The sequence below is a fragment of the Brevibacterium sp. 2SA genome, assembly GCF_005502845.1.
GTDB lineage: Bacteria > Actinomycetota > Actinomycetes > Actinomycetales > Brevibacteriaceae > Brevibacterium.
In genome coordinates this window covers 145,088-170,655 of the sequence record NZ_SCMW01000002.1, presented here as the reverse complement: position 1 = coordinate 170,655, position 25,568 = coordinate 145,088, and the positions used below count along the sequence as shown (strand labels likewise).

Annotated in this window: 20 protein-coding genes; 16 read left to right on the top strand and 4 right to left on the bottom strand. The window is 68.7% G+C overall.

What is annotated here, in order from left to right; all coding sequences use genetic code 11:
- Positions 1-38 precede the first annotated feature (38 nt).
- From FFS20_RS01905 to FFS20_RS01880, 6 genes are all read left to right on the top strand, one after another.
- Entirely contained in the window at positions 39-1,631 is a 1,593-nt protein-coding gene (locus FFS20_RS01905; protein WP_137824247.1) for a peptide chain release factor 3, read from the top strand.
- A gap of 124 nt (positions 1,632-1,755) precedes the next feature.
- Positions 1,756-2,841: an inositol-3-phosphate synthase gene (locus FFS20_RS01900; RefSeq protein WP_137824246.1), complete on the top strand. Its 1,086-nt coding sequence runs from the start codon at positions 1,756-1,758 to the stop codon at positions 2,839-2,841.
- A 280-nt stretch (positions 2,842-3,121) separates the two neighbouring features.
- Complete coding sequence (locus FFS20_RS01895; RefSeq protein ID WP_137824245.1) at positions 3,122-4,705, top strand: AbgT family transporter; 1,584 nt, start codon at positions 3,122-3,124, stop codon at positions 4,703-4,705.
- Between the two features lie 242 nt (positions 4,706-4,947).
- Complete coding sequence (locus tag FFS20_RS01890) at positions 4,948-5,733, top strand: Bax inhibitor-1/YccA family protein (protein WP_137824279.1); 786 nt, start codon at positions 4,948-4,950, stop codon at positions 5,731-5,733.
- 36 nt (positions 5,734-5,769) lie between these two features.
- On the top strand, positions 5,770-6,099 hold the full coding sequence (locus tag FFS20_RS01885) for a hypothetical protein (protein ID WP_137824244.1): 330 nt from the start codon (positions 5,770-5,772) through the stop codon (positions 6,097-6,099).
- A 3-nt stretch (positions 6,100-6,102) separates the two neighbouring features.
- Positions 6,103-7,725, top strand: coding sequence for a molybdopterin-dependent oxidoreductase (locus FFS20_RS01880; RefSeq protein WP_137824243.1), 1,623 nt, complete (start codon positions 6,103-6,105; stop codon positions 7,723-7,725).
- 4 nt (positions 7,726-7,729) lie between these two features.
- On the opposite strand, the gene FFS20_RS01875 is transcribed toward FFS20_RS01880, so the two are convergent.
- Positions 7,730-9,745, bottom strand: coding sequence for an acetoacetate--CoA ligase (locus FFS20_RS01875; RefSeq protein WP_137824242.1), 2,016 nt, complete (start codon positions 9,743-9,745; stop codon positions 7,730-7,732).
- A gap of 203 nt (positions 9,746-9,948) precedes the next feature.
- Here FFS20_RS01875 and FFS20_RS01870 point away from each other — a divergent pair, with 203 nt between their 5' ends.
- From FFS20_RS01870 to FFS20_RS01855, 4 genes are all read left to right on the top strand, one after another.
- Positions 9,949-10,161: a hypothetical protein gene (locus tag FFS20_RS01870; RefSeq protein ID WP_137824241.1), complete on the top strand. Its 213-nt coding sequence runs from the start codon at positions 9,949-9,951 to the stop codon at positions 10,159-10,161.
- Positions 10,158-11,696 (top strand): sodium/proline symporter, encoded by a 1,539-nt coding sequence (locus tag FFS20_RS01865; RefSeq protein ID WP_137824240.1) that lies wholly within the window; start codon positions 10,158-10,160, stop codon positions 11,694-11,696. Before FFS20_RS01870 ends, FFS20_RS01865 begins: the two co-directional genes overlap by 4 nt.
- Before the next feature lie 238 nt (positions 11,697-11,934).
- Entirely contained in the window at positions 11,935-12,339 is a 405-nt protein-coding gene (locus FFS20_RS01860) for a hypothetical protein (RefSeq protein ID WP_137824239.1), read from the top strand.
- Between the two features lie 156 nt (positions 12,340-12,495).
- On the top strand, positions 12,496-13,644 hold the full coding sequence (locus FFS20_RS01855) for an ATP-binding protein (protein ID WP_137824238.1): 1,149 nt from the start codon (positions 12,496-12,498) through the stop codon (positions 13,642-13,644).
- A 79-nt stretch (positions 13,645-13,723) separates the two neighbouring features.
- Here the strand turns inward: FFS20_RS01855 and FFS20_RS01850 are convergent, their stop codons facing one another.
- Positions 13,724-14,134: a VOC family protein gene (locus FFS20_RS01850; protein ID WP_232623537.1), complete on the bottom strand. Its 411-nt coding sequence runs from the start codon at positions 14,132-14,134 to the stop codon at positions 13,724-13,726.
- An 18-nt stretch (positions 14,135-14,152) separates the two neighbouring features.
- On the opposite strand from FFS20_RS01850, the gene FFS20_RS01845 reads away from it, so the two are divergent.
- On the top strand, positions 14,153-15,088 hold the full coding sequence (locus tag FFS20_RS01845) for a helix-turn-helix transcriptional regulator (RefSeq protein WP_137824236.1): 936 nt from the start codon (positions 14,153-14,155) through the stop codon (positions 15,086-15,088).
- Between the two features lie 2 nt (positions 15,089-15,090).
- On the opposite strand, the gene FFS20_RS01840 is transcribed toward FFS20_RS01845, so the two are convergent.
- Positions 15,091-16,653, bottom strand: coding sequence for a malate:quinone oxidoreductase (locus tag FFS20_RS01840; RefSeq protein ID WP_137824235.1), 1,563 nt, complete (start codon positions 16,651-16,653; stop codon positions 15,091-15,093).
- A 108-nt stretch (positions 16,654-16,761) separates the two neighbouring features.
- Here FFS20_RS01840 and FFS20_RS01835 point away from each other — a divergent pair, with 108 nt between their 5' ends.
- Positions 16,762-17,682: a LysR family transcriptional regulator gene (locus FFS20_RS01835; protein ID WP_137824234.1), complete on the top strand. Its 921-nt coding sequence runs from the start codon at positions 16,762-16,764 to the stop codon at positions 17,680-17,682.
- On the opposite strand, the gene FFS20_RS01830 is transcribed toward FFS20_RS01835, so the two are convergent.
- Complete coding sequence (locus FFS20_RS01830; protein WP_137824233.1) at positions 17,679-18,599, bottom strand: LysR family transcriptional regulator; 921 nt, start codon at positions 18,597-18,599, stop codon at positions 17,679-17,681. The genes FFS20_RS01835 and FFS20_RS01830 overlap by 4 nt on opposite strands.
- Positions 18,600-18,766: 167 nt before the next feature.
- Here FFS20_RS01830 and FFS20_RS01825 point away from each other — a divergent pair, with 167 nt between their 5' ends.
- The 4 genes from FFS20_RS01825 to FFS20_RS01810 all read left to right on the top strand — a co-directional run bounded on the left by FFS20_RS01825 (position 18,767) and on the right by FFS20_RS01810 (position 25,520).
- Positions 18,767-19,930: a PrpF domain-containing protein gene (locus tag FFS20_RS01825; RefSeq protein WP_212743271.1), complete on the top strand. Its 1,164-nt coding sequence runs from the start codon at positions 18,767-18,769 to the stop codon at positions 19,928-19,930.
- Positions 19,931-20,106: 176 nt separating this feature from the next.
- Positions 20,107-21,474, top strand: coding sequence for an SLC13 family permease (locus FFS20_RS01820; protein ID WP_137824232.1), 1,368 nt, complete (start codon positions 20,107-20,109; stop codon positions 21,472-21,474).
- 270 nt (positions 21,475-21,744) lie between these two features.
- Positions 21,745-22,878 carry a DNA repair exonuclease gene (locus tag FFS20_RS01815; RefSeq protein WP_137824231.1) on the top strand — a complete coding sequence of 378 codons (1,134 nt, stop codon included), beginning with the start codon at positions 21,745-21,747 and terminating at the stop codon, positions 22,876-22,878.
- Complete coding sequence (locus tag FFS20_RS01810; RefSeq protein ID WP_137824230.1) at positions 22,875-25,520, top strand: AAA family ATPase; 2,646 nt, start codon at positions 22,875-22,877, stop codon at positions 25,518-25,520. Before FFS20_RS01815 ends, FFS20_RS01810 begins: the two co-directional genes overlap by 4 nt.
- Positions 25,521-25,568 lie beyond the last annotated feature (48 nt).

Genomic DNA, 25,568 nt, shown 5'->3' with positions numbered 1-25,568 from the left:
ACAGGGACTCCCAGCCCGATCGGCGGTAGGATATTTTGGTGACTTCTGGCCAATATTCTGACAAAGAGATCCGCACGCAGGCGGCGCGTCGCCGCACCTTCGCGGTGATCTCACACCCGGACGCCGGCAAATCGACGACCACCGAGGCGCTCGCCCTCCACGCGAAGGCGATCGGTCAGGCCGGAGCCACCCACGGCAAGGCGGGCCGCCGCGCGACCGTCTCCGACTGGATGCAGATGGAGCAGGACCGCGGGATCTCGATCTCCTCGGCCGCCCTCCAGTTCGAGTACCGCGACGCGGTCTTCAACCTCGTCGACACCCCCGGCCACGCGGACTTCTCCGAGGACACCTACCGCGTGCTCTCCGCCGTCGACTGCGCGGTCATGCTCATCGACGCCGCGAAGGGCCTCGAGTCGCAGACGATGAAGCTCTTCGAAGTCTGCGCCCACCGCAACATCCCGATCATCACCGTCGTCAACAAATGGGACCGCCCGGGCCTCGACCCGCTCGCCCTCATGGACGAGGTGCACGAGCGCACCGGCCTCCTGCCGACGCCGATGACCTGGCCGGTCGGCCATTCCGGTGACTTCCGCGGCGTCCTCGACCGCGTCACCGGCGAGTACACGAAGTACACGCGCACCGACGGCGGCGCGACGATCGCCGGGGAGGAGACCCTGTCGGCAGAGGCCGCCGCCGAGCTCGAAGGCGATGCGTGGACGACGGCGGTCGACGAATCCGAGCTCCTCGACATGGAGGACCAGAACCACGACCAGGCGACGTTCCTCGCCGGCAGGTCGACGCCGGTGATGTTCGCCTCGGCGGTGCTCAACTTCGGCATCCACAAGCTCCTCGACATGCTCGTCGACCTCGCCCCGGCCGCCGAGGCGCGCGAGGACAAGGACGACAACCCCCGGGACGTCGACGCCCCCTTCTCCGGGTTCGTCTTCAAGGTGCAGGCCGGGATGGACTCCAACCACCGCGACCGTCTCGCCTACATCCGGGTCTGCTCGGGCGTGTTCGAACGCGGCAGCGTGCTCACGCACTCAGCCACCGGCAAGCCGTTCGCGACGAAGTACGCGCAGCAGGTCTTCGGTCGTGACCGCGACGTCGTCGATGAAGCGTTCCCCGGTGATGTCGTCGGCCTCGTCAACGCCAGCGCGCTGCGCGTCGGCGATTCGCTCTACCTCGACAAGAAGGTCGAGTTCCCCGGCATCCCGACGTTCTCGCCCGAGCACTTCATGGTCATCCGCGCCAAGGACTCCTCGAAGTACAAGCAGTTCCGGCGCGGCATCGAACAGCTCGACCACGAAGGAGTCATCCAGGTGCTGCGCTCTGACCTGCGCGGGGACCAGGCACCGGTCCTCGGGGCCGTCGGTCCGATGCAGTTCGAAGTCGCCGAGGACCGGATGAACAACGAGTTCAACGCCCCGTGCTCGCTCGAACGCCTCAACTTCTCCCTCGCCCGGCGGACGACTCCCGAGTGCGTGCCGACCCTGGCCAGGGAACGCAATGTCGAGGTGCTCAGCCGCTCCGACGGCGAGCTGCTCGCGCTGTTCTCCGACCGCTGGCGCCTGCAGGGAGTGGAGAAGAACCACCCCGACCTCGTGCTCGAACCGCTCGTCGTCAGCTGACGAGGCCCGGGCGCGGACGGGTGCTCCGCGGTTTTGACGTGATCACTAAGATGGATATTCGGGTTCGCGCGCACGCGCAGCAGCCCGGACTGCGGGGAGACCCGAGAGGACAGAAGGAGAGTTCGTGGGAACGAAGAAGATTCGAGTCGCCATCGCCGGTCTCGGCAACTGTGCGTCGTCGCTGATCCAGGGTGTTGAGTACTACCGGGATGCTGCCCCCGGCACGAAGGTTCCCGGACTCATGCACGTGGAGTTCGGCGACTACCACGTCGGTGATCTCGAATTCGTCGCCGCGTTCGACGTCGACGGCAAGAAGGTCGGCACGGACATCGCCGAGGCGATCACCGCGAGTGAGAACAACACGATCACCATCGCCGAGGTGCCCCCGACCGGTGTGACCGTCCAGCGCGGTCCCACGCTCGACGGTCTCGGCCAGTACTACCGCGAGACGATCGTCGAGTCCGACACCGACCCCGTCGACGTCGCCCAGGCCCTGCGCGACGCCGAGGTCGACGTCCTCGTCTGCTACCTGCCCGTCGGTTCCCAGGACGCCACCGAGTACTACGCGCAGGCCGCGATCGACGCGAAGGTCGCCTTCGTCAACGCCCTGCCCGTGTTCATCGCCGGGACGAAGGAATGGGACGAGAAGTTCCGGGCCGCCGGGGTCCCCATCGTCGGTGACGACATCAAGTCCCAGATCGGTGCGACGATCACCCACCGCGTCATGGCGAAGCTCTTCGAGGATCGCGGCGTCGTCCTCGACCGGACCTACCAGCTCAACGTCGGCGGCAACATGGACTTCAAGAACATGCTCGAACGCCAGCGCCTCGAGTCGAAGAAGATCTCGAAGACCCAGGCTGTGACCTCGAACACCCACGCCGAGCTCTCCGCCCGCGACGTCCACATCGGCCCCAGCGACTATGTCGAATGGCTCGATGACCGCAAGTGGGCGTTCGTCCGACTCGAGGGCCGCAACTTCGGCGACGCCCCCGTCTCCCTCGAATACAAGCTCGAGGTCTGGGACTCCCCGAACTCCGCCGGCGTCATCATCGACGCTGTGCGCGCCGCGAAGATCGGCCTCGACCGCGGTGTCGGCGGTGCCCTGATCTCCGCGTCCTCGTACTTCATGAAGTCCCCGCCGGAGCAGAAGAACGACGACGCGGCGCACGAGGCCGTCGAAGCCTTCATCCGCGGAGACAGCGAACGCTGACCGTCCCCGCGCCGAACGCGACCTGCCGCACAGATGCCGGTCACCCCGACAGGGTGGCCGGCATCTGTGCATCCAGTCCGGCCGCACCATCGCCGGGTCATCCTGCCGCACGTCACATGACGGGCAGTCCTCATCGCGACCGGTCCGGCAGCCGGCCGAATCCTGGTATCTTGTCTCAGTGACTGCGCTCACAGGATGACACGATCCGCCGGGTGACGCAGTCGGCCGCAGAGCACCGAGGTGCCCGGCGGCGCACCGCCGACCCGACCCAGGAGACACCATGTCGACGAGAACAGCCGACACCGACACCCAGGCGCAGAACCCCGACCGACTGAGCTGGCTGATGCGCGTGCTCGTCGTCATCGAGAAGGCCGGCAACAAGCTGCCGCATCCCTTCTGGCTCTTCCTCTCCCTCGCCGTCATCGTCATGATCCTCTCGGCGATCTTCTCGGCCACCGGACTCAGCGCCGTCAACCCGGCCACGGGGGAGACGGTGTCGGTGACGAACCTCTTCACGACCGAATCCCTGCGGGAGATCGTCGGCGGGGCCGTGATGAACTTCGTGACGTTCCCGCCCCTCGGGCTCGTCATCATCGTCCTCCTCGGCGTCGCCGTGGCCGAACAGTCCGGTCTCATCCCGGCGATGCTGCGCGGCACGATCGCCGGGGCCTCGCCGAAGTGGATCACCTTCATCGTCGCCCTCGCCGGCACCGCCTCGTCGATCGCCTCCGACGCCTCGTACATGATCATGATCCCGCTCGGCGGGCTCGCGTTCCGGGCCGTGGGCCGCAACCCGCTCCTCGGCTGCATCGTCGCCTACGCGGCGACCTCCGGCGGGTACTCGGCGGCACCGATGGTCAACGCGATGGACACCGTCCTCGGTGGTCTCTCCACCTCGGCGGCGCAGATCATCGACCCCGACTACGTCGTCAGCCCCGTCGCGAACTTCTACTTCAACTTCGTCTCGATGTTCGTCGTCGCCGGTGCCATCACCCTCGTCACCGAACTCCTCCTGTCCAAGCGCGCCGACGCGATGGTCCTCGACGAACCCGACGAGGACGATCCGGAGGTCTTCGACGTCAAGATGGCCCTCGACGCCAAGGAGAAGCGCGGCGTCCTCTTCGCCGTCATCACGATCGTCGTCTGCGCGGTCGTCCTCTTCCTCCTTGCCCTGCCCGCCGATTCGTTCCTCCGTGACGACGCCGGCGGCTTCGGCCCCGAATCCGGACTCATGGCCGGCATCGCCGCGATCATCGGCTTCGGCTTCTTCATCGTCGGCATCGTCTACGGGTACGCGACCGGGTCGATCACGAAGATCTCCGACATCCCCGACATGATGGGCAAGGGGCTGCTGCCGTTCGTGCCCGTCATCGTCCTCTTCTTCGCCGCCAGCCAGTTCCTCGCGCTGTTCAAGATGTCGAGCCTCGGCGAGATCCTCGCGATCCGAGGCGCGGACCTCTTCGGCTCGCTCGAGACGAGCACTTTCGTCATCCTGCTCGGCGGCTGGCTGCTCGTCGCCCTCGGCGCGCTCTTCCTCACCTCCGGGTCGGGTCTGTGGACGCTCATGGCCCCGGTCCTCGTGCCGATGTTCATGCTCCTGTCGATCTCCCCGGAGACGACGCAGGCGCTCTACCGGATCGGCGATTCGACGACGAACATCATCTCCCCGATGTCGCCGTACTTCGTCGTCGTCCTCGGCTTCATCCAGCGGTACAAGAAGGACGCGGGCATCGGCACGCTGCTGTCGTTCACGATCCCGCTCTCGTTCACGATGTTCCTCTTCTGGGGTCTGCTCTTCTTCATCTGGTGGTTCACCGGCATCCCGTGGGGCCCCGGCGCGGCCCTGCACTACTCGATGAACTGAGCCCCCACCTCGCCGAGGCGGTCCACCGCTGGCCTGGGCACGCCGGGGACGGCCCGGTCCCGTCCCCGGCGGCGGAATACCCGGGCAGGCAGAAGTGTTGCAATCATGCAACGCTCTGTCCCCGGACCCCGCAGTCCTCAGTGGTCGTCCAGGTGGCCCGGCTAGACTGAGACGCGACGTTCGACTCGCACGACCGCGAGACCACTGCTCAGATCGAAAGGAACTCGACCGTGAGTAACCCCATGATGGACCGCACCATCAGAGAAGGCGTCCAAGCCGGACGCAACCAGCAGCCGGTCATGTCCGACCAGCAGCTCAACGACCTGTTCAACCAGCCGGCAGCGCAGGAGCGCAACACCGGTCGTCCCGTCGACGACCGGGCGATGACGTATGACGACGTCATGATGAAGACGGGCATCCTCTTCGCGATTCTCCTCGCCGGCGCCGTCCTCGGATGGTTCGTGCCCGTGCTCGCCTTCCCGGCGATGCTCATCGGCCTCGTCCTCGGTCTCGTCAACGCGTTCAAGCGCGAACCGAACAAGGGCCTCATCATCGGCTACGCCGCCTTCCAGGGCGTCTTCCTCGGCGGCATCTCCGCGATCTTCGAAGCCCAGTGGGACGGCATCGTCCTCCAGGCCGTGCTCGCGACGCTGTCCGTCTTCGGCGTCATGCTCGCCCTCTTCAAGTTCAAGGGTGTGCGCTACGGCTCGAAGATGATGAAGTTCATGCTCATCGCCGTCGGCGGTTACGCGGTATTCTCGCTCATCAACTTCGGCTTCGCGCTCTTCACCGGCACCGGCGGCGCCCGATCGATCGAGGTCTTCGGCATCCCGCTGGGCATCGTCATCGGCATCGTCGCGACCGTGCTCGCCGCGATGACCTTGATCATGGACTTCCAGATGATCGAGGAAGGCGTCAAGCAGCGCATCCCCGAGCGCTTCTCGTGGCTGTGCGCGTTCTCGCTCATGACCACGCTCGTCTGGCTCTACATCGAAATCCTGCGCCTCCTCTCCTACTTCAGGAACTGAGGCCTGCGCGCCGAATCCGGCGCGTAGGATGAGGACATGAACGACACGACGGCGGACCTCGACACCGAGGTCCGCCGTCTGCGTGTCCGCATCATCGGACTCACCCCCACCCAGCTCGCGCAGGTCGGGGAGTCCGCGGCGGGGACGCGGAGGCAGACCATCGCCGAGGCGCTCGCGGAGTTCTCGCGGATCGGCTCGGCGGGCCGCCCGGTGCCCGACATCGGCGACCACAGTCTCGCCGACCAGGTCGTCGTCCTCATCGACACCGGCATCGCCGCCGCGAAGGCCCTGCCGCCCGCACAGGGGCAGGAGATGCTCGAGCGTCTCCACACCGCCGCCGTCGACCTCCGTCGGAACCTGGCCTAGACCATGGCCGGCCGCCGCACGCTCGTCTTCGCCGCCGCCGGTGCGGTCGCCGCCCTCGTCTACTTCGGTGCCTCCGAGTTCCTTGCCGGGGTGCTCGGAGGCGCCTCGGCGCCGCTGCTCGTCTTCGGGCAGACGCTCATCCCGCTCATGCCGACGGTCCTCATCAAGGCCGCCATCGCGGTGTTCGGGACGCACGACAAACTCGCCCTCATCATCACAATCGCTGCCGTCGGCGTCGGCGGCGGCGGCCTCATCGGTCTGCTCGGGCGCACCCGACGCGGCCTCTCACTCGTCCTCCTCGCCGGCCTCGGTGTCCTCCCGATCGTCCTGCTCGTCACGACGGGCGGAACGCTGCTCGACGTCGCTCCCGCGCTCGGCGGCGTGCTCCTCGGGTGCGCGGTCTACCTCGGGCTGCTGCGCCTCGGCGCTCCGGAGGCGGCCCCGGGCGTACCCGCGCCGGAGCACACACACCTCGTCGGGGTCGGCACCGGCGGGACCGGACTGTCCGAGCCGGCGTCGCCCGCCGTCGACCCATCCACCGCCGCCGGTCCGGATCGGCGGATGTTCTTCGGCATCGCTGCGGGTCTGAGCGCTCTCGGCATCGCCGCCATCGCCGCCGGCCAGTCCGCGGCGGTGCTCGCACGGAATGCGGCAGGCACGGTCACCCGGCTCGTCCTGCCCCGCCCGGCCGCCTCGGCGCCTCCGATCTCCGACGGTGCCGACTTCGACGTCGAGGACCTCGCCCCGATCGTCACCCCGAATGCGGAGTTCTACCGCATCGACACGGCCCTCGTCCCGCCCGCGGTCGCCGCGGATTCGTGGTCGCTGCGCATCCACGGCATGGTCGACCGGGAGGTCACGGTGACGATGGAGGAGCTGCTCGCTCTCCCGCTCGAAGAGCACTATGTGACGCTGACCTGCGTGTCGAACGAGGTCGGCGGCGACCTCATCGGGAACGCGAAATGGCTGGGGTACCCGGTCCGCGAACTCCTCGCCCGGGCCGGTCCGCAGGCAGGCGCCGACATGGTGCTGTCGGGGTCCGATGACGGCTTCACCGCCTCGACGCCGCTCGAGGTCCTCACCGACGACCGTGCCGCGCTGCTGGCCGTGGGGATGAACGGGTCGCCCCTGCCGCGCGACCACGGGTTTCCCGCCCGCCTCGTCGTGCCCGGGCTCTACGGGTTCGTGTCAGCGACGAAATGGGTGACGAGTCTCGAGGTCACACGGTTCGCCGACAAGCAGGCGTACTGGACGACGCGCGGGTGGTCGACCCACGGACCCGTGCTCGTGGCCTCCCGCGTCGACGTGCCCCGGGCGGGGTCGACCGTGGCGGCACAGGACGGTCGCGTCGTCACCGCGGGCATGGCGTGGGCGCAGCACTCCGGGATCGCACAGGTGCAGGTGCGCATCGACAACGGCGAGTGGAACACTGCCGAGCTCAGTGAGGAGCTCACCGTCGACACGTGGCGGCAGTGGAGGTTCGTCTTCACCGGAGTCGCACCCGGGTCGCACACGGTGACGGTGCGGGCGACGGACAAGGACGGCAACGTCCAGATCTCCGACCGCAGGCCGGCGATCCCCGGCAGCGCGACTGGACTGCACGACCGGGATTTCCGCGTCGCCTAGGGCATCAGCCGGTGGCGTGGCTGCGGGCGAAGTCGACGTACCAGTCGACGATCGTCGGGTCGACCGCCGTCGTGCGGTTGACGGCCGCGGGGTCACCGCCCTGGATGACGCGCTTGATCGGCACCTCCATCGTCTTGCCCGTCCGCGTCTTCGGGATGCCGGGGGCTGCGATGATCTCATCGGGCACGTAGCGCGGGGACAGGCGGGTGCGGATCGCCTCGGTGATCGCCGACCTCAGGTCGGCGTCGACGTCCGTGCCCGGACGGGGCACGACGAAGAGCGGCATGTAGTAACCGCCACCGGGCAGTTCGGCACCGAGGACCATCGATTCGGCGACACCGGGCACCTGGTCGACGACATGGGTGATGTCGGCCGAGCCCATGCGGATGCCGCCGCGATTGATCGTCGCATCCGACCGGCCGTGGATGACGTATCCGCCGCCGGGGATCTTCGTCGCCCAATCGCCCTGTCGCCACAGGCCCGCGAAGTCGTCGAAGTACGCCGCCCGGTACTTCGCCCCGTCCGGGTCGTTCCAGAACATCACGGGCATCGAGGGCATGGGGGCGGCGATGACGAGCTCACCGACCTCTCCCTCGACGCTCTGCCCGTCGCCGTCGACGATGCGGGCGTCGACGCCGAGGTAGGGGCCCTGCAGTTCGCCGAGCCACACCGCCCCGAGCGGGTTCGACCCGAGGATGCCTGAGGCGACGTCCGTGCCGCCGGAGTCGGAGCCGACGAGCATGTCGGCCCTGATCGCCTCGTACGCCCAGGTCCAGGTCTCCGCCGGCAGGGGAGAGCCGGTCGAGATGATCGTGCGCAGGGAGGAGAAGTCGAGGTCGTCCTTCGGCACCACCCCGGCGCGGGCACCGATCGAGAGGACCGCGGCGCCTGCGCAGAAGAGGGTCGCACGCTCGGCGCTGCAGATGGCCAGGTGTCGATCCGGTCGCTGCCAGGTCGGGGCGCCGTCGTAGGTGATGATCGTGGCCCCGCGCATCATCGCGTCGATCATGAGGTTCCAGACCATCCACGTCGTCGAGACCGCGAAGTGGACGCGGTCGCCGGGGCGGACGTCGTACTGGAGGGCATTGGCCTTGAGCGATTCGAGGACGACGCCGCCGTGGGAGTGGACGATGCCCTTGGGCCGACCGGTCGTGCCGGAGGAGTAGAGCACCCAGAGCGGATGGGAGAAGTCGACCCGCACATACTGCGGCTGCGCCTCCTCGGCGATGATCTCGCTCCAACGTGCGCTCGGAACCGTGAGGGACGCGGTGTCCGCGTCGCTGCCGGGGCCTCCGTTCGCCTCGTGGTCGTCGGCGGCCGGCGGTGTGAGGGTGTCGATGAGGATGTGCTGGCGCACGGTCGGCAGGGCCTCGAGGATGGCCGGCAGCTGGGCCAGCTGGTCGCGGTGAGCCCCGCCGAATTCGTGGGAGTCGACGGTGAAGAGGACGCGCGGTTCGATCTGGGCGAAGCGGTCGGCGATGCCGTCGACCCCGAAGTCGGTGTTGACGACCGACCAGATCGCCCCGAGGCTCGCCGTCGCGAGCAGGGCGACCGGGGTCTGGGCGATGGCGGGCAGCACCGCGCACACGGTGTCGCCGGGGCCGACGCCGAGGCGGCGCAGATGGGCGGCGAGCGAGGCGACCTGGGCGCGCAGCTGCGCCCACGTCAGGGTCTCCCGCGCCCCGGTTTCGTGGAGGCCGACGACCGCCTCGGCGTCCGGGGTCTCTTCGGCCTGCCGGAGCAGGTTCTCCGCGTAGTTGAGGGCGGCATCGGGGAACCAGCGGGTCGCGGAGATCGACTCGCCCTCGCGGACGGGACCGGTGCCGCGTTCGCCGATGACGTCGAAGTGGGACCAGATGGCCTCCCAGAACTCGTCGAGGTGGGAGACGCTCCAGGCGTGGAGGTCGGCGTAGTCGCTCGTCTCCACCCCGTGCGTGTCGGCGAGCCAGGTCATGAACGCCCGGAGCTGCGAGTCCTCGACGCGCTGCGGGCTCGGCTGCCAGAGTTCGGTCCTGTCCATGCGTGACTCCCATCGGTCGGTCAAGACGATCGAGCACGATTCCTGACCGCAGAGGCCGTCGCACCGCGCTGAGCTGGTTCCATCTTGTCACGACGAGGGGCGGGTGAAGCGCAGGCTCGGGTTGGGCGGTAGTGTCGCTGACACAGACGCGCAGCGCGGAGCATGGTCTCCGACTGCTGCGCTCCGTCCCGCGTCACAAAGAGGTGGTTCTCGTGTTCGGTCTGCCGACGACGACCGTCGTCATCATCTTCGGCATCCCCGCGCTCTGGGTGGTCTACACCCTCGTCTTCGTGTTCCTCTCACGCCGCTGGGGTGCTGAGGACGCCGCCGGCGGCGCACCCGGTCCCCTCACCGACGGACCGGGCGGCCCCACCGGCACGGGCGGCCTGGGGCATGGAACCGGAGACCGGTCATGAATATCGAAACCTGGTTCCTCATCATCTATTTCATCGCCATGGCCGGAATCGGCGTGTGGACGGTGCGCATCGGGTCGCAGGGATCGGAAGGCTACCTCCTCGGTGGGCGCAGCCTGGGACCGGCGGTCACGGCTCTGCGACTCCAGTCCTCATCGATGTCGGGGTACATGTTCCTCGGCGCCGGGTCGCTCGGCTACACGCAGGGGTACTTCTCGCTGTGGTACGCGATGGGGGACATCGGCGGCGGAGTGCTCAACCTCTCGATCCTTGGCCGGCGGATGCGCAAGCTCTCCCAGATCCTCGGTTCGCTGACGTCGATCGGCTATCTCGAACAGAGGTACCCGTCGAAGTGGATCCGGTTGATTGCCGCCCCCATCGCCCTGTTCTGCATCTTCTTCTACGTCATGAGCCAGTTCATCGCCGGTGGTCGCGGCCTCGAGATGGTCACCGGGATTCCGTACGCGTGGGCCCTCCTCGTCGCCGTCGGCGTCATCGTCTTCTACACCTTCCTCGGCGGGTACCTCGCGGTCGCCTATACGGACTTCGTCCAGGCGATCATCATGTGCGTGGGCATGGTGTGGATTCTCATCGGCACGCTCCAGGCCGTCGGCGGGTTCACCGCCGGCAATGAGGCGGTCGGCGAGATCAATCCGAATCTGCTCACGATGTGGGGCCCCGGCGGCTACGCCGATGTCCAATGGGGCGTCATCGTCGGCGCTGTGCTCGTCTTCTCGATCGGGTACATGGGGTGGCCGCACGTCAACGTCAGCCACATGGCGATGAAGAAGCCGTCGGTGGCGCGGGCCGCGAGCCTCTACGCGACCGGATTCAACCTGCTCTTCATCCCCGCGCCCTACATCGTCGGCATCATGGCGCTCGTCATCCTGCCGGGCCTCGACAATCCGGAACTCGCCGTGTTCCAGGTCGCCGATGCCGTGCTGCCGAGCTTCGCCGTCGGCATCGTCATGGCCGGCATCATGGCCGCGATCATGTCGACCGCCGATGCCCTGCTGCTGCAGTCCGGGACGATCGCCAGTCAGGACCTCTTCCAGCGCTTCGTCAAACGAGACATGAGCGAGCGCGCTTCTGTGTGGGTCTCACGCTTCACCGTCCTCATTCTCGCCGCGGTCGGCTATGTCGTGGCGGTGGGCGATCCGCCCGCCGTCGCCGAGGTGGTCATCTTCTCCACGACCGTGCTCGGTGCCGCGTTCGTCCCCGTCTACGTCGCCGCCGCGTGGTGGAAGAAGGCGAATGTGCCCGGGGCGATCGCTTCGATGGTCGCCGGCACCGTGTCGTCGGTGGGGTGGCAGCTCAGCGGACTCGTCGACGTCACCGGCATCGACCCGATGGGTGTCGGGATCGTGACCTCGACCCTGGCGATCATCGTCGTTTCCCTGGCCACGCAGCGGTCATATCCGGTGCCCGCGCACATCGTCGAAGCGCTCGAGGAGACGGCGAAGATCGGACCGATTCCCGCACGGATGCTCACCGGGCAGAACGACGCGCTCTCCTCTCAGGTGCCCAAGGATGCGTGATCCGACGTCGTCTGCCGACTCCGCCGACCAGCCACCGAACCCAATGCGAGGGCCCGAACTCGACGAGGACGGGTCCGACGCGATCGAGTCCGGTGACGGTCGTCGATCCGCTCGAATCCTTCGGTTGACGGCCCCGGTCACTGCCGCCGAGGCGGTCGCGGTGTTCCGACGCAAGCTCCCTGGTGCGGAGGCTGAGGCCAGAGCCGAGGTCCACCCGTTCTGGTGGTGTGCGATCGGCGTGCGGACTCGCGGCAATTTCTCTCGGCGGGGACAGCCAGCCCACGGTGGCATCGTCCACGTCCTCGTCAACGCCGCAACGGGGAGAGCCGCAATTGCCGACTTCAGTCCGCGGACCGAACCGTTGACGATTTCGGATCGGCACAGCGCTTCAGCCTGGTCCCACCTCGTCGGCGACGACGCCGGTCGGGCCGACGCCGAGCGCGCCGCGCGCAACCTGGTGCGCACCAGCGTGACGCGGACCGTCAAGCTGGGCATGCGCATCGAGCTCGAACAGGCGGGACAGGCCGAGTTCGTGCTCAAACCGAATTGGCTGGTCACAGGCGCGAATTCGACGCACACCGCAACGTTTCTCGTCGACGGTCTCGACGCGTCGCACTACATCGTGCGGGTTGCGAAGCGGTGACCGCGGGAGCGCCGCACCTCGCGACACCCACCGGTCGTGAGGTGCGCGAATTCGGGAGCACACCCGAAGTCGCCGACCGCGTACGGGAAATACGGAATATACGGTAATGTACGGTCGAGAGTGAAGACCTATCGTCACACCCACCTGGGGGTCCCGATGACCATTGTCATCCCGCCGTCGTCGGCGGCCAACGAGGAGTCGCCGTATCGGCCCGGATTCGGCACGACACCGCCTGTGGCGGTCGGTCGCCAACCGGAGGTCAACGCGTTCGCGCGGGCGCTCGATCAGCGCGGCGGCACGGGACGCACCGTGTTCGTCACCGGCCAGCGCGGTGTCGGCAAGACGGTGCTGCTCAACATCTTCGAAGACGTCGCGGAGTCACGGCAATGGCTGACCGTCCGGGAACAGGCGTCGCCGGGATTCGTCTCCCGGCTCACGCAGGCCCGGCTGCCCGAAGCGCTCGAGGCCCACGACGCCCATGAGACGACGAAGTCGAAGATCGTCGGCTTCACGCTGCCCGGGGGTGCCGGTGGTCTGACCACCCGGACCGAGACGACGAGCGCCCTGCAGCCGGACTTCCGACACCACCTCATGTCCGTCCTCGAGATCCTCGACGCCCACGGCACCGGGCTCGTCATCGCCCTCGACGAGGTGCACCGGTCGAACCTCGACGAGTTCCGGGCCGTCACCGACGCCGTGGCGTATGCGATGTCCCAGGAGGCCCCGCTCGCGTTCGTCGCCGCGGGCCTGCCGGCGAGCATCGACACGATCGTCAACGACGAGGTCTCGACCTTCCTCCGCCGGGCCGACCGGATCAACCTCGGCAGCTTCTCCGCTGAGGACACGACACTCGCCCTCCGGCTTCCCGCGGAGGAGGCAGGGAAGGACTTCGACGAGGAGGCCCTCGACCTCGGCACGCAGGTCTCGCTCGGCTACCCGTACATGGTCCAGATCATCGGCGATCTGGCCTGGCGGGCGGCCGGAGAGGCCGACCGCATCACCCGCGCCGACGTCGAATCGGTCGTCGACGAGGCCAAGCAGATCCTCATCCAGCAGATCTACGAACCGACGCTCGCCGCACTCACCCCCGGGGCGCGGAAGTACCTGTCAGCGATGGCCGACGACGAGGACGTCTCGCACACCGGGGAGATCGCCGACCGCCTCGGCGCGAAGAAGCAGACCGCCAACGACTACCGCCGCATGCTCCTCGCCCACGGGGTCATCGAGGCGCCGGCGCACGGGATCGTGCGCATCGTCATTCCGCACTTCCGGGAGTACGTGCGCGACCGCACCGGGGACAGCTGACCGTCAGTGCCCGCGACGGGCGGGTCGGTGCGGGCACCAGGGCTCCAGGTGGGCGCCCCGACACCGAGGCGGTCGGCACTCAGCCCCAGGCCTTGGCGTCCGTGACGCAGAACGGATGACCGGCGGGGTCGAGGAGGACGACCCACGTGTCCCCGGGCTGCGGATCGGCCCGGGTGGCGCCGAGCTCGACGATCTTCGCGGCCGCAGCCTCGACGTCGTCGGCGGCGAGGTCGAAGTGGAACTGCTTGCGTCCATCGTCGGGCCAGTCGGGTCGCTGGTAGTCGGGGATCGTCCCGATGCCGAGCGCATTCGACGGCCCGGTGAGCATCGCATAGTTCTCGTCGGAATAGGAGATCGGCCAACCGAGGACCGCCGACCAGAATTCGCCGAGTGACGCGGCGTCCGGAGCGTCGAGGGTGACCATCGCGAGCGCCGCGACGGGGGCCTGGGAGGTGTCGGTCGGGGTCGAGTTCGTCTCTGTGTCAGTCATGTCTGCCATTCTGGTGTCATGGACGACGACGTCGCTAGGAAAAATCCGCCAAGTGCGGCGTCCGGCGCGCTCGCCTTCGGGCCTGCGAACCGACCGCCGGATCACTGGCTCGGGCGGGTGCTGCGCCCGAGGGAACTCCTCGATCACGCGCGCTACGCCACCGCGGTGCCCGATGAGGCGCTCAGCCCGTGGGTGGAGCGCTACTGGTCGGTGACATGGGATCTCGGGCCGGGGGAGCGGTACCGGGCGACGACGGTGTCGGAGCCGGCGGTCAACCTCACCTCCGAGTGGGGTCGGCTGCGGCGCGCCGATACACCGGGGCCGGGGATGTGGGTGACCGGTCCGGTGACGCGGACGTGCTTCGACGTCGGACTGTCCGGCCGCGGCGGGGTCGTCGGGGTGAAGTTCCGCCTCGGTGGGACGCTCGCCTTCGCCCGGGAGCGACCGGCGAGCATCCGCGATACAACGGTCCCTGCGGCGCAGTGGTTTCCCGGCATCGATGAGGATCTCGAGGTGCCGCAGGCTCTGCCCGCCGCCGCCGAGGTGCTCGACCGTTGGCTGCTCGCGCGCGGTCCCGTGGTCACGGACGGGTACGCCCGGGTCCGTCGCGCGCTCGCCCTCATGGCCGATCCCGCAATGACGAACCTCGGCAGGCTCGCCGCGGGCATGGCGATGAGCGAGCGCAGTCTGCAGCGTCTCTTCCTCGACCACTGCGGGGTCGGCGTCAAGCGGATCCTCATCAAAGCGCGGGTGAGCGACGCGGTGGCCGCACTCGATCGCGGGTGGGACGGCCCGCTCGGTGACTTGGCGAACGAGTTGGGCTGGTTCGACCAGTCGCACTTCACCACCGACTTCCTCCGCCACACCGGTTACCGGCCCGCCGAGTACGCGGCGGCATCGACGCGTCAGGCACCACAGACTGGGGCCGGCCGCGGAGAGGAGGTCCGTCTGTGAGCTCAGAGCCCTGATTCGAGCGTCCGCGACGGTGACCCCAGCCCGAGCGCCCGGTTCGTGGCGGCGGTGCTCGACGCCACGGCCTCGGCGTCCCAGGAATCTCGCTCGAGATCGGGAATCGCCCGTCCCAGCGTCGCCTTCCACCGGCGGCGCCACGGCGCCGGGAACGCGCGGCGCAGCAGATCGACCATGATCGGCACCGCCGTCGACGCACCGGGCGAGGCACCGAGGAGTCCGGCGATCGACCCATCGGCGGTCACGACGAGCTCGGTGCCCTGCTGGAGCACACCGATCCGCTGCGGATCCGGGGTGACGAGCTGGGCGCGCTGGCCGGCGGGGATGAGCTCCCATTCGTTCTGCCTCGCCCGCGGATAGTAGCGGCGCACCTGCGCGAACTTCCGCGCCGGGCTCGCGGCAAGCTGGCCGATGAGGTACCGGACGAGGCCGAGATTCTGCAGACCGGCAGCGGCGATGACATGGAGGTTGTCGGGACGCAGCGTCGTGAAGAAGTCACTGAGCCGGCCGTTCTTGAGCAGCTTCGTGCTGAAGGTCGCGAACGGTCCGAACAGCAGGTGCTCCTCGCCGTCGATGATGCGCTTGTCGAGGTGCGGCACGGACATCGGCGGAGCGCCGACCTCGGCCTGGCCGTAGACCTTCGCGTCGTGGCGGCGGACGACCGACGGCGTCGAACACCGGTAGAACGCCGCCCCGACCGGCAGCACCGCATACCCTCTGACCTCAGGGATTCTCCCTTTCTGCAGCAGGCGCAGGGCATAGCCGCCAGCCCCGACGAACACCGTGCCGGCGCGCAGCGAGAAGCGACGCGACCCTCCACCGGAGTCCGTGGGGTGCGCAGTGCCGGTGACGACCCAGCCTTCGCCGTCGCGGCGCAGCCCGGTGACCTCGTGCCCGGTGAGCACCTCGCCGGCCGCGTCGTGCCGGTCCCGCGTGTTCCCATCGGTCCCGGTGAACACTGCCGTCAGCGCTGTCGTCAATGCTCCGAAGTCGATGTCGGTGCCCCGCGGTGACCGGGCAGCGGCCATCGGCTCGTCCCCGGATTCTCTGCCGTCCATGGTCAGCGGCGCCCACTCGGCGATGACCTCGGGGTCCTCGGTGAACTCCATGTCGGCGAAGAGCGGATCGGTGCGCAGCGTCGCCACGCGCGTGCGCAGATAGTCGACGTCACGGTCACCGAAGACGAGATTGACGTGGGCCGCGGAGTGGATGAAGTCGGATGGGTCGATGAGACCCGCCTCGGCGAGGAAGGACCACCACTGGCGGCTGAGCTGGAACTGCTCGGCGATCGCCGCGGGCTTCCGTCCGTCCTGCGGATCGGGCATGTAGTTGAGCTCGCAGAACCCCGAGTGCCCGGTCCCGGCGTTGTTCCACGGATCGCTGCTCTCCGCGGCGATGGCGGAGGCCTTCTCGAGCATGACGATGCGCCATGTCGGTTCGAGGACGGCGAGCATCGAGCCGAGCGTCGCCGACATGATGCCGCCGCCGATGAGGACGACGTCGGCGGCGACGAGATCGGCGGTCGAGTCCGACCGAGTGCGGGTGGTCATCGTGGGCTCCTCGTGGTCGAGCGTGAGAACGGGCGGTGGGTTCTCCTCCACGATGCGCCCGTGCAGAATCATCCGTCCAATGAGCAGATCGATGGGTATGATCCGAATATGGATGAATTGGTCGATGCGCTCTTCCCGCAGCTGCGGGCCCTCGTCGAACTCGCCGATCAGGACGGCCATATGACCGATGCCGCTGCCGCGCTCGGGGTTCCCCAGTCGACGATGAGCCGACGCATCCACGGTCTCGAGCGTCACCTCGGCGTGCCGCTCATCGTGCCCGCGGGGCGCGCGGTCGTCCTCACCGCGCAGGCGCGGACCCTCGTCGCAGAGATCCGCAGGCCCCTGGCGGAGATCGGCGGGGCTGTCACCGACCTCGCCGAGGCGGCCGATCCCGACCGCGGCGTCATCCGGTTCGGCTTCCCGCTGACGATGGGTGCCGGGGTCATCCCCGACCTGCTCGCGGCCTTCAGTGCCGAGCATCCCGGCATCCGCCTCGACCTCAAGCAGGCCCACGGCGCCGTGCTCGTCGACGACCTGCGCAGTGGTCTGCTCGACGCGGCGATCATCATTCCGCCGCCGCGGCAGCTGCCCCACGAAGTGCTTGCGAGCCAGCTCATCGTCGCTGTCGTCCCCACCGGACACCGCCTGGCGAACCGGAGAACCGTGTCGCTGACCGAACTCGCCGAGGAGCGCTTCATCGCGAATCCCGAGTCCTACAACCTCCGCACCCTCACCGATGCGTGGTGCCTGCAGGCCGGTTTCGCGCCCCAGGTGAAGACCGAGGTCACCGAGTTCTCGACGATCCGCGAGTTCGTCAGCCGGGGCATGGGCGTGGCTCTCCTGCCGCGCAGCGTCCGCCCCGTCGACGGCCTCGCCGAGGTGGCCCTTCGCGGTTCGGGCTATGTGCGCGAGGTCGCCCTCGTCACCGCGGTGCGCCGACCCAGCCGGGTCGTCCAACGTCTCCACGACTTCATCGTCGACCGCGCAGGGGAGTGGACGGTCGCCGACGGGATCCGCCGGCCCTCCTAGCTGCGCCACTCCTTCGACCCGCTCACTGCACGGAACGAGCGGACGAGAGCGAGCGTCGCCGGGGACTGAACGCGTTCAGCGAGCTTGGCGAGCACGATCCGCCGCGGGGCGGGATTGCCGCGCAGGGCGACGACCTTGACGTCGGGCCCATGCGATCGCACCGCCAGGCGCGGTGCGATCGCGACGCCGAGCCCGGCGGCGACCATCCCGAGGAGTTCGGGGTAGTCATAGGCCTCGAAGACGACGCGCGGGTCGAACCCGGCGTCCCGGCAGATCCGGCTGAGCACCGAGGCGACCGGATGCGACGAGCGGGTGATCCACGGATCGCTCGCCACCTCCTCGAGCTCGACGATGCGGCGGCGGGCGAGCCGGTGGGTGGCCGGCAGCAGCAGCATCGTCGGCTCCCGGACCAGCGTCGTCTGGACGGGGATGTCGGCGCTGATCGGCGCCCATGGATAGTCCCACAGCGTCGCGAGGTCGACCTCCCGTCGCTCGAGCGCCTCGGCGATCCGGTCGAGTCGATAGCTCTTGACGGTCACCTCGATGTCGGGATGGAGGTCATGGAAGTGGAGGAGGACCTTCGGCATGATCGAGGCGGCGAACGTCGGGAACGTCGCGATTCTCACCTCACCGCGATCGAGCTGCGCGAACGCCGCCATATCGTTCTTCGCCGCGGCAAGCGCATTGTCGATCGTCATCGCATGCGCGCAGAGCTTGATGCCGGCATCGGTGAGCCGCATGCCCTTGGGATGCCGAACGACGAGCGGAAGCCCGACCTCGCGTTCGAGTTTGCTCATCTGCTGGGAGACCGCCGAGGTCGACAGGGCCAGTTCGTCGGCCGCCGCGGAGAGGCTGCCTGTCCGATAGACGAGAAGCAGGAGGAGAAGCCGGTCGACGTTATACGGCGCTGAACTCATGGTTTAAGAATAGCTTAGATCAAGTCAACTAAGTATTGATTGAACTTAATCAGCACCCGTGACACCTTGATTCCCATGCATCGCTGCAGTCCCCGCACTGCAGACGAACAGCCGAACAAACAGTTGCCGGCACCGCAGCCGGGTCGAGACGAATCGAGGACATCCAGGTGGACAGCCAACTCCACGGACAGTGGTACCGAGGCGGCACATCGAAGTGCTGGCTCTTCTCCGGCGACGAGATGCCGGCCGACCGCGCGCAGATCGCACTCGCCCTCACCGCGGCCTTCGGCTCCGGTGACGACCGCCAGCTCAACGGCATCGGCGGGGCGTCGTCGACGACGTCGAAGGCGGCGATCATCTCGCCCTCGGCGATCCCCGGCATCGACATCAGCTACCTCTTCGCCCAGGTGGGCATCGGGGCGACCGCCGTCGAATTCACCTCGAACTGCGGCAACTGCGCCTCGGCCGTCGCTCTCTACGCGATCCAGAACGGACTCGTCCGCCCCACCGGGGACCGCACGAGCGTGCGCATGATCAATGAGAACACCCGCTCGGTGCTCGTCGCCGAGGTGGCCACCCCTGACCGCCGGATCCCGACCGACGGCGTCGAGACCATTCCCGGCAGCGCGATGCCCGGCGTGCCCGTCAACGTCTTCTTCGACAACGTCGACGGCGTCTCGACCGGGGAGCTCCTGCCGCTCGGTCAGGCGACGACGGCGCTCGACGTCGGCACCCGCACGGTGACGGTCAGTGCGATCGACGCCGGGGCGCCGGCCTGCTTCGTCGCAGCAGATTCCCTGGGCATGACCGGCACGGAGACCCTGCCCGAGGTGCGTCTGCGGGTGCCGGAGCTGCTCGCCGTGCGCACCGCGGCCTCCCCGGCGATGGGGCTGAGCGTCGAGGGGGAGGAGGTCAGCCCCGCCGTGCCGAAGATCGGCATCGTCGCCGCCCCGCAGGACTACGTGACGTCGACGGGGGAGCGGATCGCCGCCGGCGACTGCGACATCCTCGTCCGGATGGTCTCGATGTTCGATCCGCACCCGGCGATCGGCATCACCTCGGCGATCGCCGTCGCCCGCGACGCCTTCGTCGAAGGCAGCCTCGTCCACGACATCCTCGGCGCCGACCACCCCATGCGGGACACTCCCACCGACGACGACCGGGAGGTGAGCATCCGCATCGGCACCCCCGCCGGTGTCGTCGCCTGCCGCGTCCAGCTCGACGCCGCCGGCCGGGTCATGCGCCTCGGCGTGCGGCGGGTGGCCCGCCGGATCGCCAACGCAGCCATCGACCTCCCCGACGTCGACATCGCCCTGCCGCTCGTCGGCTGAGGCCAGCACCGGAGGTGGGCCCGCACCCGCACGATACCGCCGCCCCAGCACCAGCGACACCCGTCGCACACACGGTGACCGACGCGGCCACCTCGGCGCCCAGAGCCCGGACCGACCGGACAGCGCCCAGCAAGTTCAGGCACGATCACACTGACAATGAAGTTGGAGGACACCTCATGACCCTCGTGCAGATTCTCATCCTCGTCGTACTGGTGGTGATGTTCATCGCTGCCACGAAATGGCCGATCAACATCGGGATCATGGGGTTCGTCGGCGCCTTCGTCTTCGGCACCTTCGTCTTCGGGATGGATGACAAGGAGATCCTCGAAGAGTTCCCGGCGAGCATCGTGCTCACGATCGTCGGCGTGACCTTCTTCTTCAGCATGGCCCAGCGCAACGGGACCATCAAGATCCTCGTCGACCTCGCGGTCAGGGCGGTGCGCGGGAGACTCGGCATCGTGCCGTGGATCTTCTTCGGCATCGCCTCGATCCTCACCTCGCTCGGCACCTTCTCCCCGGCCGCCGTCGCCCTGCTCGCCCCCGCCGCCATGGGCTTCAGCGCGGCCTCGGGCTACAGCGGAGTCGTCATGGGCGCGATGATCATCAACGGCGCCCACGCCGGGGCCTTCTCCCCGATCTCGGTCTCGGGCATCATCGTCCGCGACATCGCGAAGGAGAACGGGTTCGAGATCCACACGGGCGCGCTCTTCCTCGCCTCCTATGTCATCAACGTCATCGTCACGATCCTCACCGTCATCGTCATGAAGGCCCTCGGCCGGCTGCGCACCACCCCCGAACCCGAGGCCGTCACTGACGGCACGGACGACAACCTCGGCGCGGGCAGCAGCGGACCCGGCACGGGACGCGACGGCAGTGCGGGTCCCGGTCAGACGGACGGGGGCGGCGGTCTCGCCCTCAAGGCACCGGAGCAGGTGCGGACGTCGACCCTGACCCCGCAGGTGTGGCTGACGCTCGGACTCATCGGGGTCATGGTCATCGGCGCGGTCGGCTTCGAACTGCCCATCGGCTTCCTCGGCCTCACGTGCGGTCTCGTCCTCGCCTTCACCTCGATGCGCCATGCGGACACGTTCGTCTCCGGGATCTCATGGTCGACGGTGCTCCTCGTGTCGGGAATGATCGTCTACATCAGCCTCCTGACCAAGGCCGGAGTCATCGATTCGCTCTCGACGATGGCGGTGGCGCTCGGCGTGCCCCTGCTCGTCGCCGTCGTCCTCTGCTACGTCATCGGCATCAGCTCGGCCTTCGCCTCCTCGACGGCCCTGCTCACCGCGTTCATCCCGCTGTCGATCCCGCTGCTCGAGCAGAGCGATCTCAGCGCGACCGCGGTGATGGCGGCGCTGGCGATCTCGGCGACGATCGTCGACGTCTCCCCGTTCTCGACCAACGGCGCTCTCATCATCGCCAATGCCAAGGGCACGGCGGCGAGGACGATCTGGCGCGACCTCATCATCTACGGGGCGATCGTCGTCGCCCTTGCCCCGCTGCTCACGTGGCTGCTCCTCGTCGTCACCGGCATCATGTGACGCGCAGACGCCGCCGTCACCTGGCATCGCACTGCCCGTGCTGATCCCCTGGGACGGCGCAGCGGCCCGGAGGGGTCCGACCGAACGGTCGGGCCCCTCCTCCCGTCCCGCCGCCTCATTTCCCGCCACCTCGGCCATTGCGCCGGCAATCGCCGAGGTGGCGGGACGGGAGCCGCGCCCGGTCATGACGTGCGTCACTGTCCGTGTCAGGCCCGTCCCGTAGCCTCGGGAGCGTACATAGGATTGAGGCAGACGTGAGGAGGGAGACCGATGAGATTCATCGCCACCGGGGACTGGCAGCTGGGCATGACGGCCCACTTCCTCAGCGCCGAGGCGCGCCCCCGCTACCAGCGCGCCCGGCTCGACGCGATCCGCCGGATCGGTGAGCTCGCGACCGCGCGCGAGGTCGACTTCGTCCTCGTCTGCGGGGACGTCTTCGAATCCAATCAGCTCGACCGGGCCATCGTCTCCCGCACCTTCGACGTCCTCGCCGACTTCACGGTGCCCGTCGTCCTCCTCCCCGGCAACCACGATCCCCTCGATGCGTCCTCGATCTACGACTCCCCGTCGTTCGTCTCCCGGCAGCCGGCCGGGGTCCGGGTCCTCCGGGACTCCACCCCCACCGAGGTGGTCCCCGGCGTCGAGGTCGTCGGGGCTCCGTGGTTCTCGAAGCGACCGCTGACCGATCTCGTCGCCGCGGCCACGAAGAACCTCGCCGAGGTGCCCGCCGGGCAGGTGCGCATCATCGCCGGCCATGGTGCCGTGAGCTCGCTCGACCCCGACCGCGATTCGCTGGCGACCATCGACGAGGCGGGGCTGGAGAAACTGCTGAGGGAGGACCGTGCGCAGTTCGTCGCCCTCGGCGACCGGCACGCCACCTACTCTGCGGCCGAGCGGATCTGGTACCCCGGGTCACCCGAAGTGACCTCGCGGCGCGAGGATGATCCCGGCAACGTCCTCCTCGTCGACATCGACAAGGAGACCCACGCCGTCGACGTCGAGAAGATCCCCGTCGGGCAGTGGACGTTCACGGTCATCGAGGCCGATGTCGACTCCGACGACGATGTCGCTGCCCTGGAGACCCGCCTCGGGCAGATCCCGGAGAAGGATCGGACCGCGGTGTGGCTCATCCTCCGCGGCACCCTGTCGACGGCAGCGAAGGCCCGCCTCGACGAAGTGCTCGACCATGCCGGGGATCTCTTCGCACTCGTGTCCGTGTGGGAGCGGCATTCGGACATCGCCGTGGTCGCCGCCGATGAGGACTTCGCCGGGCTCGGGCTGAGCGGGTACCTTGAGGATTCACTCGATGAGCTCGCCGCACGCGCCACCGCGGACGACGCCGCGGCCCTCACGGCGCAGGACGCTCTGGGCCTCCTCTACCGATTTGCGAGGAGCGGAGCATGAGACTGCACTCGATCCGACTGCGGAACTATCGCGGCATCACCGACGCGAGGGTGGAGTTCTCCAACGGCGTGACGATCGTCGAGGGCCCCAACGAAGTGGGCAAGTCCTCGATCCATGAGGCGATCACCCACCTGAGGGAGGACAAGGCAAGTTCGAAGAAGGCGAGCATCAAGGACCTCCAGCCCATCGGCGTCGACGCGGGCCCCGAGGTCGAACTCCACCTGACCAGCGGCGACGTCGAGATGACGTACGCGAAACGGTGGCTGCGCAGCCAGTCGACGACACTGTCGATCCTCCGTCCGCACCCCGAGCAGCTCTCCGGCGATGAGGCCCATGAGCGCTTCGCAGCGATCCTCGCCGACACCGTCGACGTCGACCTCCTCGTCGCCCTCGACGTCGCGCAGGGAGAGAGCCTCGCACAGGCGCCGATGGCCCAGATCAGCGCCCTGCAGTCGGCGCTCGGGGAGACGGGCGTCGAGGTCGCCGACCACGATGCGTTCCTCGAGAGGGTCGACGCCGAATACGCGAAGCACTTCACGAAGTCGGGCCGGCCGACGGGGGAGTACGGTGAGCTGCAGAAAGCCGTGCCCCAGGCGCGTGAAGCACTCGCGTCCCTCGTCGACCGCAGCGAGAGCCTCGATGCGCTCGTCGACCGGCATGCGCGGGCAACGGCCCGACTCGAGTCCGTCCGGGATGGGCTGGCCCGGGCGCTGAGCGAACGCGAGGACGCCGACGCTGCGTTCGCCGCCGTCGCCGAGCTGCGCACCGCGGTCGACGCGGCCGAGGATCGCGCCGAGGCGGCCCGACGGGAGTCCGCGCTCGCCGCCGATGCGGTGGAGCGGCGCACGACCCTCCTCGCCGAAGCCACTGCCGCCGAGACAGCGGTCCGGACAGCGCAGACCGCTGCGGCCGATCTCGAATCCTCGCACGCGGAGAGGGAAGCTGCGTTCGAGGACGCCAAGCAGCTCCTCGGGGAGAAGCGGTCTGCGCTGGTCGACGCCCGGGAGCAGACGAAGAATGCCGCCCGCGATGTGGCACGCGCGAGGGCCCGCGGCGAGGTCACCGCGCTGAGGACTCGACTCGACGAGATCCGGACGCTCGAGGACAAGCGGAGCCGGGCACGGGCGGTCGTCGGGTCGATCGCTGTCACCACCGCCGATGTCGACCGTCTGGTCGGGCTCGGCACCGAGGTGCGCATCGCGACCGGCGCGAAGCGGTCGGCGGCCGCACAGGTGCGAGTCACCCGCCTCGGAGAGATCCCCATCGCCGTCGACGGCGTCGACATCGCCGCCGAGGAGACGGGCGAGGCCGCCGTCGTCGACGATGTGCGCATCGCCATCGAGGGCGTCGCCGATATCACCGTGAGCCCGGGAGCCTCCCCGGTCGACCTCGATCGTGCCGTGACGACTGCCGAACGTGCGCTCACCGCCGAGATGGAGCGCCTCGGTGTCGAGTCACTCGACCAGGCGCGGGCGCAGGCGAATCGCCGAGCGGATGCCGAGGCGATCGTCACCGAGACGACGGCGACGCTGACGGCGGTGCTCGGGCGGGACAAACGTGACGACCTCGATGCGAAGCTCGCGCGCGCCGAGGCGCTCATCGCCGGTGATAACGGCAGCACGGAGGACGCCCACGACAAGGCCGCCCGTGACGACCGGAGCGCCGACGGTGTCGCGTCCGTCGACGAGCTCGAGGAGATCGTGGCGGAGGCCGAAGCAGCGGCGGACGCGGCGCAGACAGCGGTCGCCGAGGCCGAAGCCGACCTCGAGCGCACCCGCGCCGTCCGTGACGATTCGCGGGTCGACACGGTGCGTGCGCAGACGACGCTGCAGGAGGCTCGGACGCAGTCTGAGCGGTTGCAGGCGGCGGTGGCCGCCGCGCAGGCCGACCACTCCGATGAGAGTCTCGACGCTGCCCGGAATGCGGCTGGGACACGGGCTGAGGAGGCCGAGGCGGCGTTCGGCGAGGCGAGAGCGGCCTATGAGGCGGCCGATCCTGAGACGCTTGAGGCCCGGCGCGACAACGCCCGCAAGGTCGTCGCCGACAACGAGGCGCAGCAGACTGCGGATCGGCAGGAGGTCGACCAGCTCACGGCGCTCATCGACGATCGCCTCAGTGAGGGCATCTTCGAGAAGGTCGAGGCGGCACGGGAGTCGCTCGAGACGGCGGAGGCGAGACTTGCCAGGGTCGAGCGGAGTGCGCAGGCGATCGCGCTGCTGCGCTCGACGGTCTATGCGCACAAGGCCGAAGCCCAGCGGAAGTATGTGGCGCCGTTCAAGGAGCAGATCGAGCGGCTGGGCCGGATGGTCTTCGGACCGACCTTCGCTGTCGAGGTCTCCGAGGACCTCGAGATCGCCTCACGGACGCTCGACGGCACGACCGTGCCCTTCGACTCGCTCTCGGGCGGAACGAAGGAGCAGCTCTCCCTCATCGGGCGCCTCGCTGTGGCCGCCCTCGTCGATCCGCGGACCGGTGCCCCGGTCATCCTCGACGATGCGTTCGGGTTCGCCGACCCCGAGAGGCTTTCCGCCCTCAACGTCATCCTCGGCCGGATCGGCGAGACCGCGCAGGTCGTGCTGCTCACCTGCCAGCCCGACCGGTTCGCCCGTGTCGGCGGGGCGTCCCGGGTGAGCCTGGGGTAGGTCGGTGGGGCCGGGTCGGTGCGATCTGGGGGTCGGCCCGGACATGGG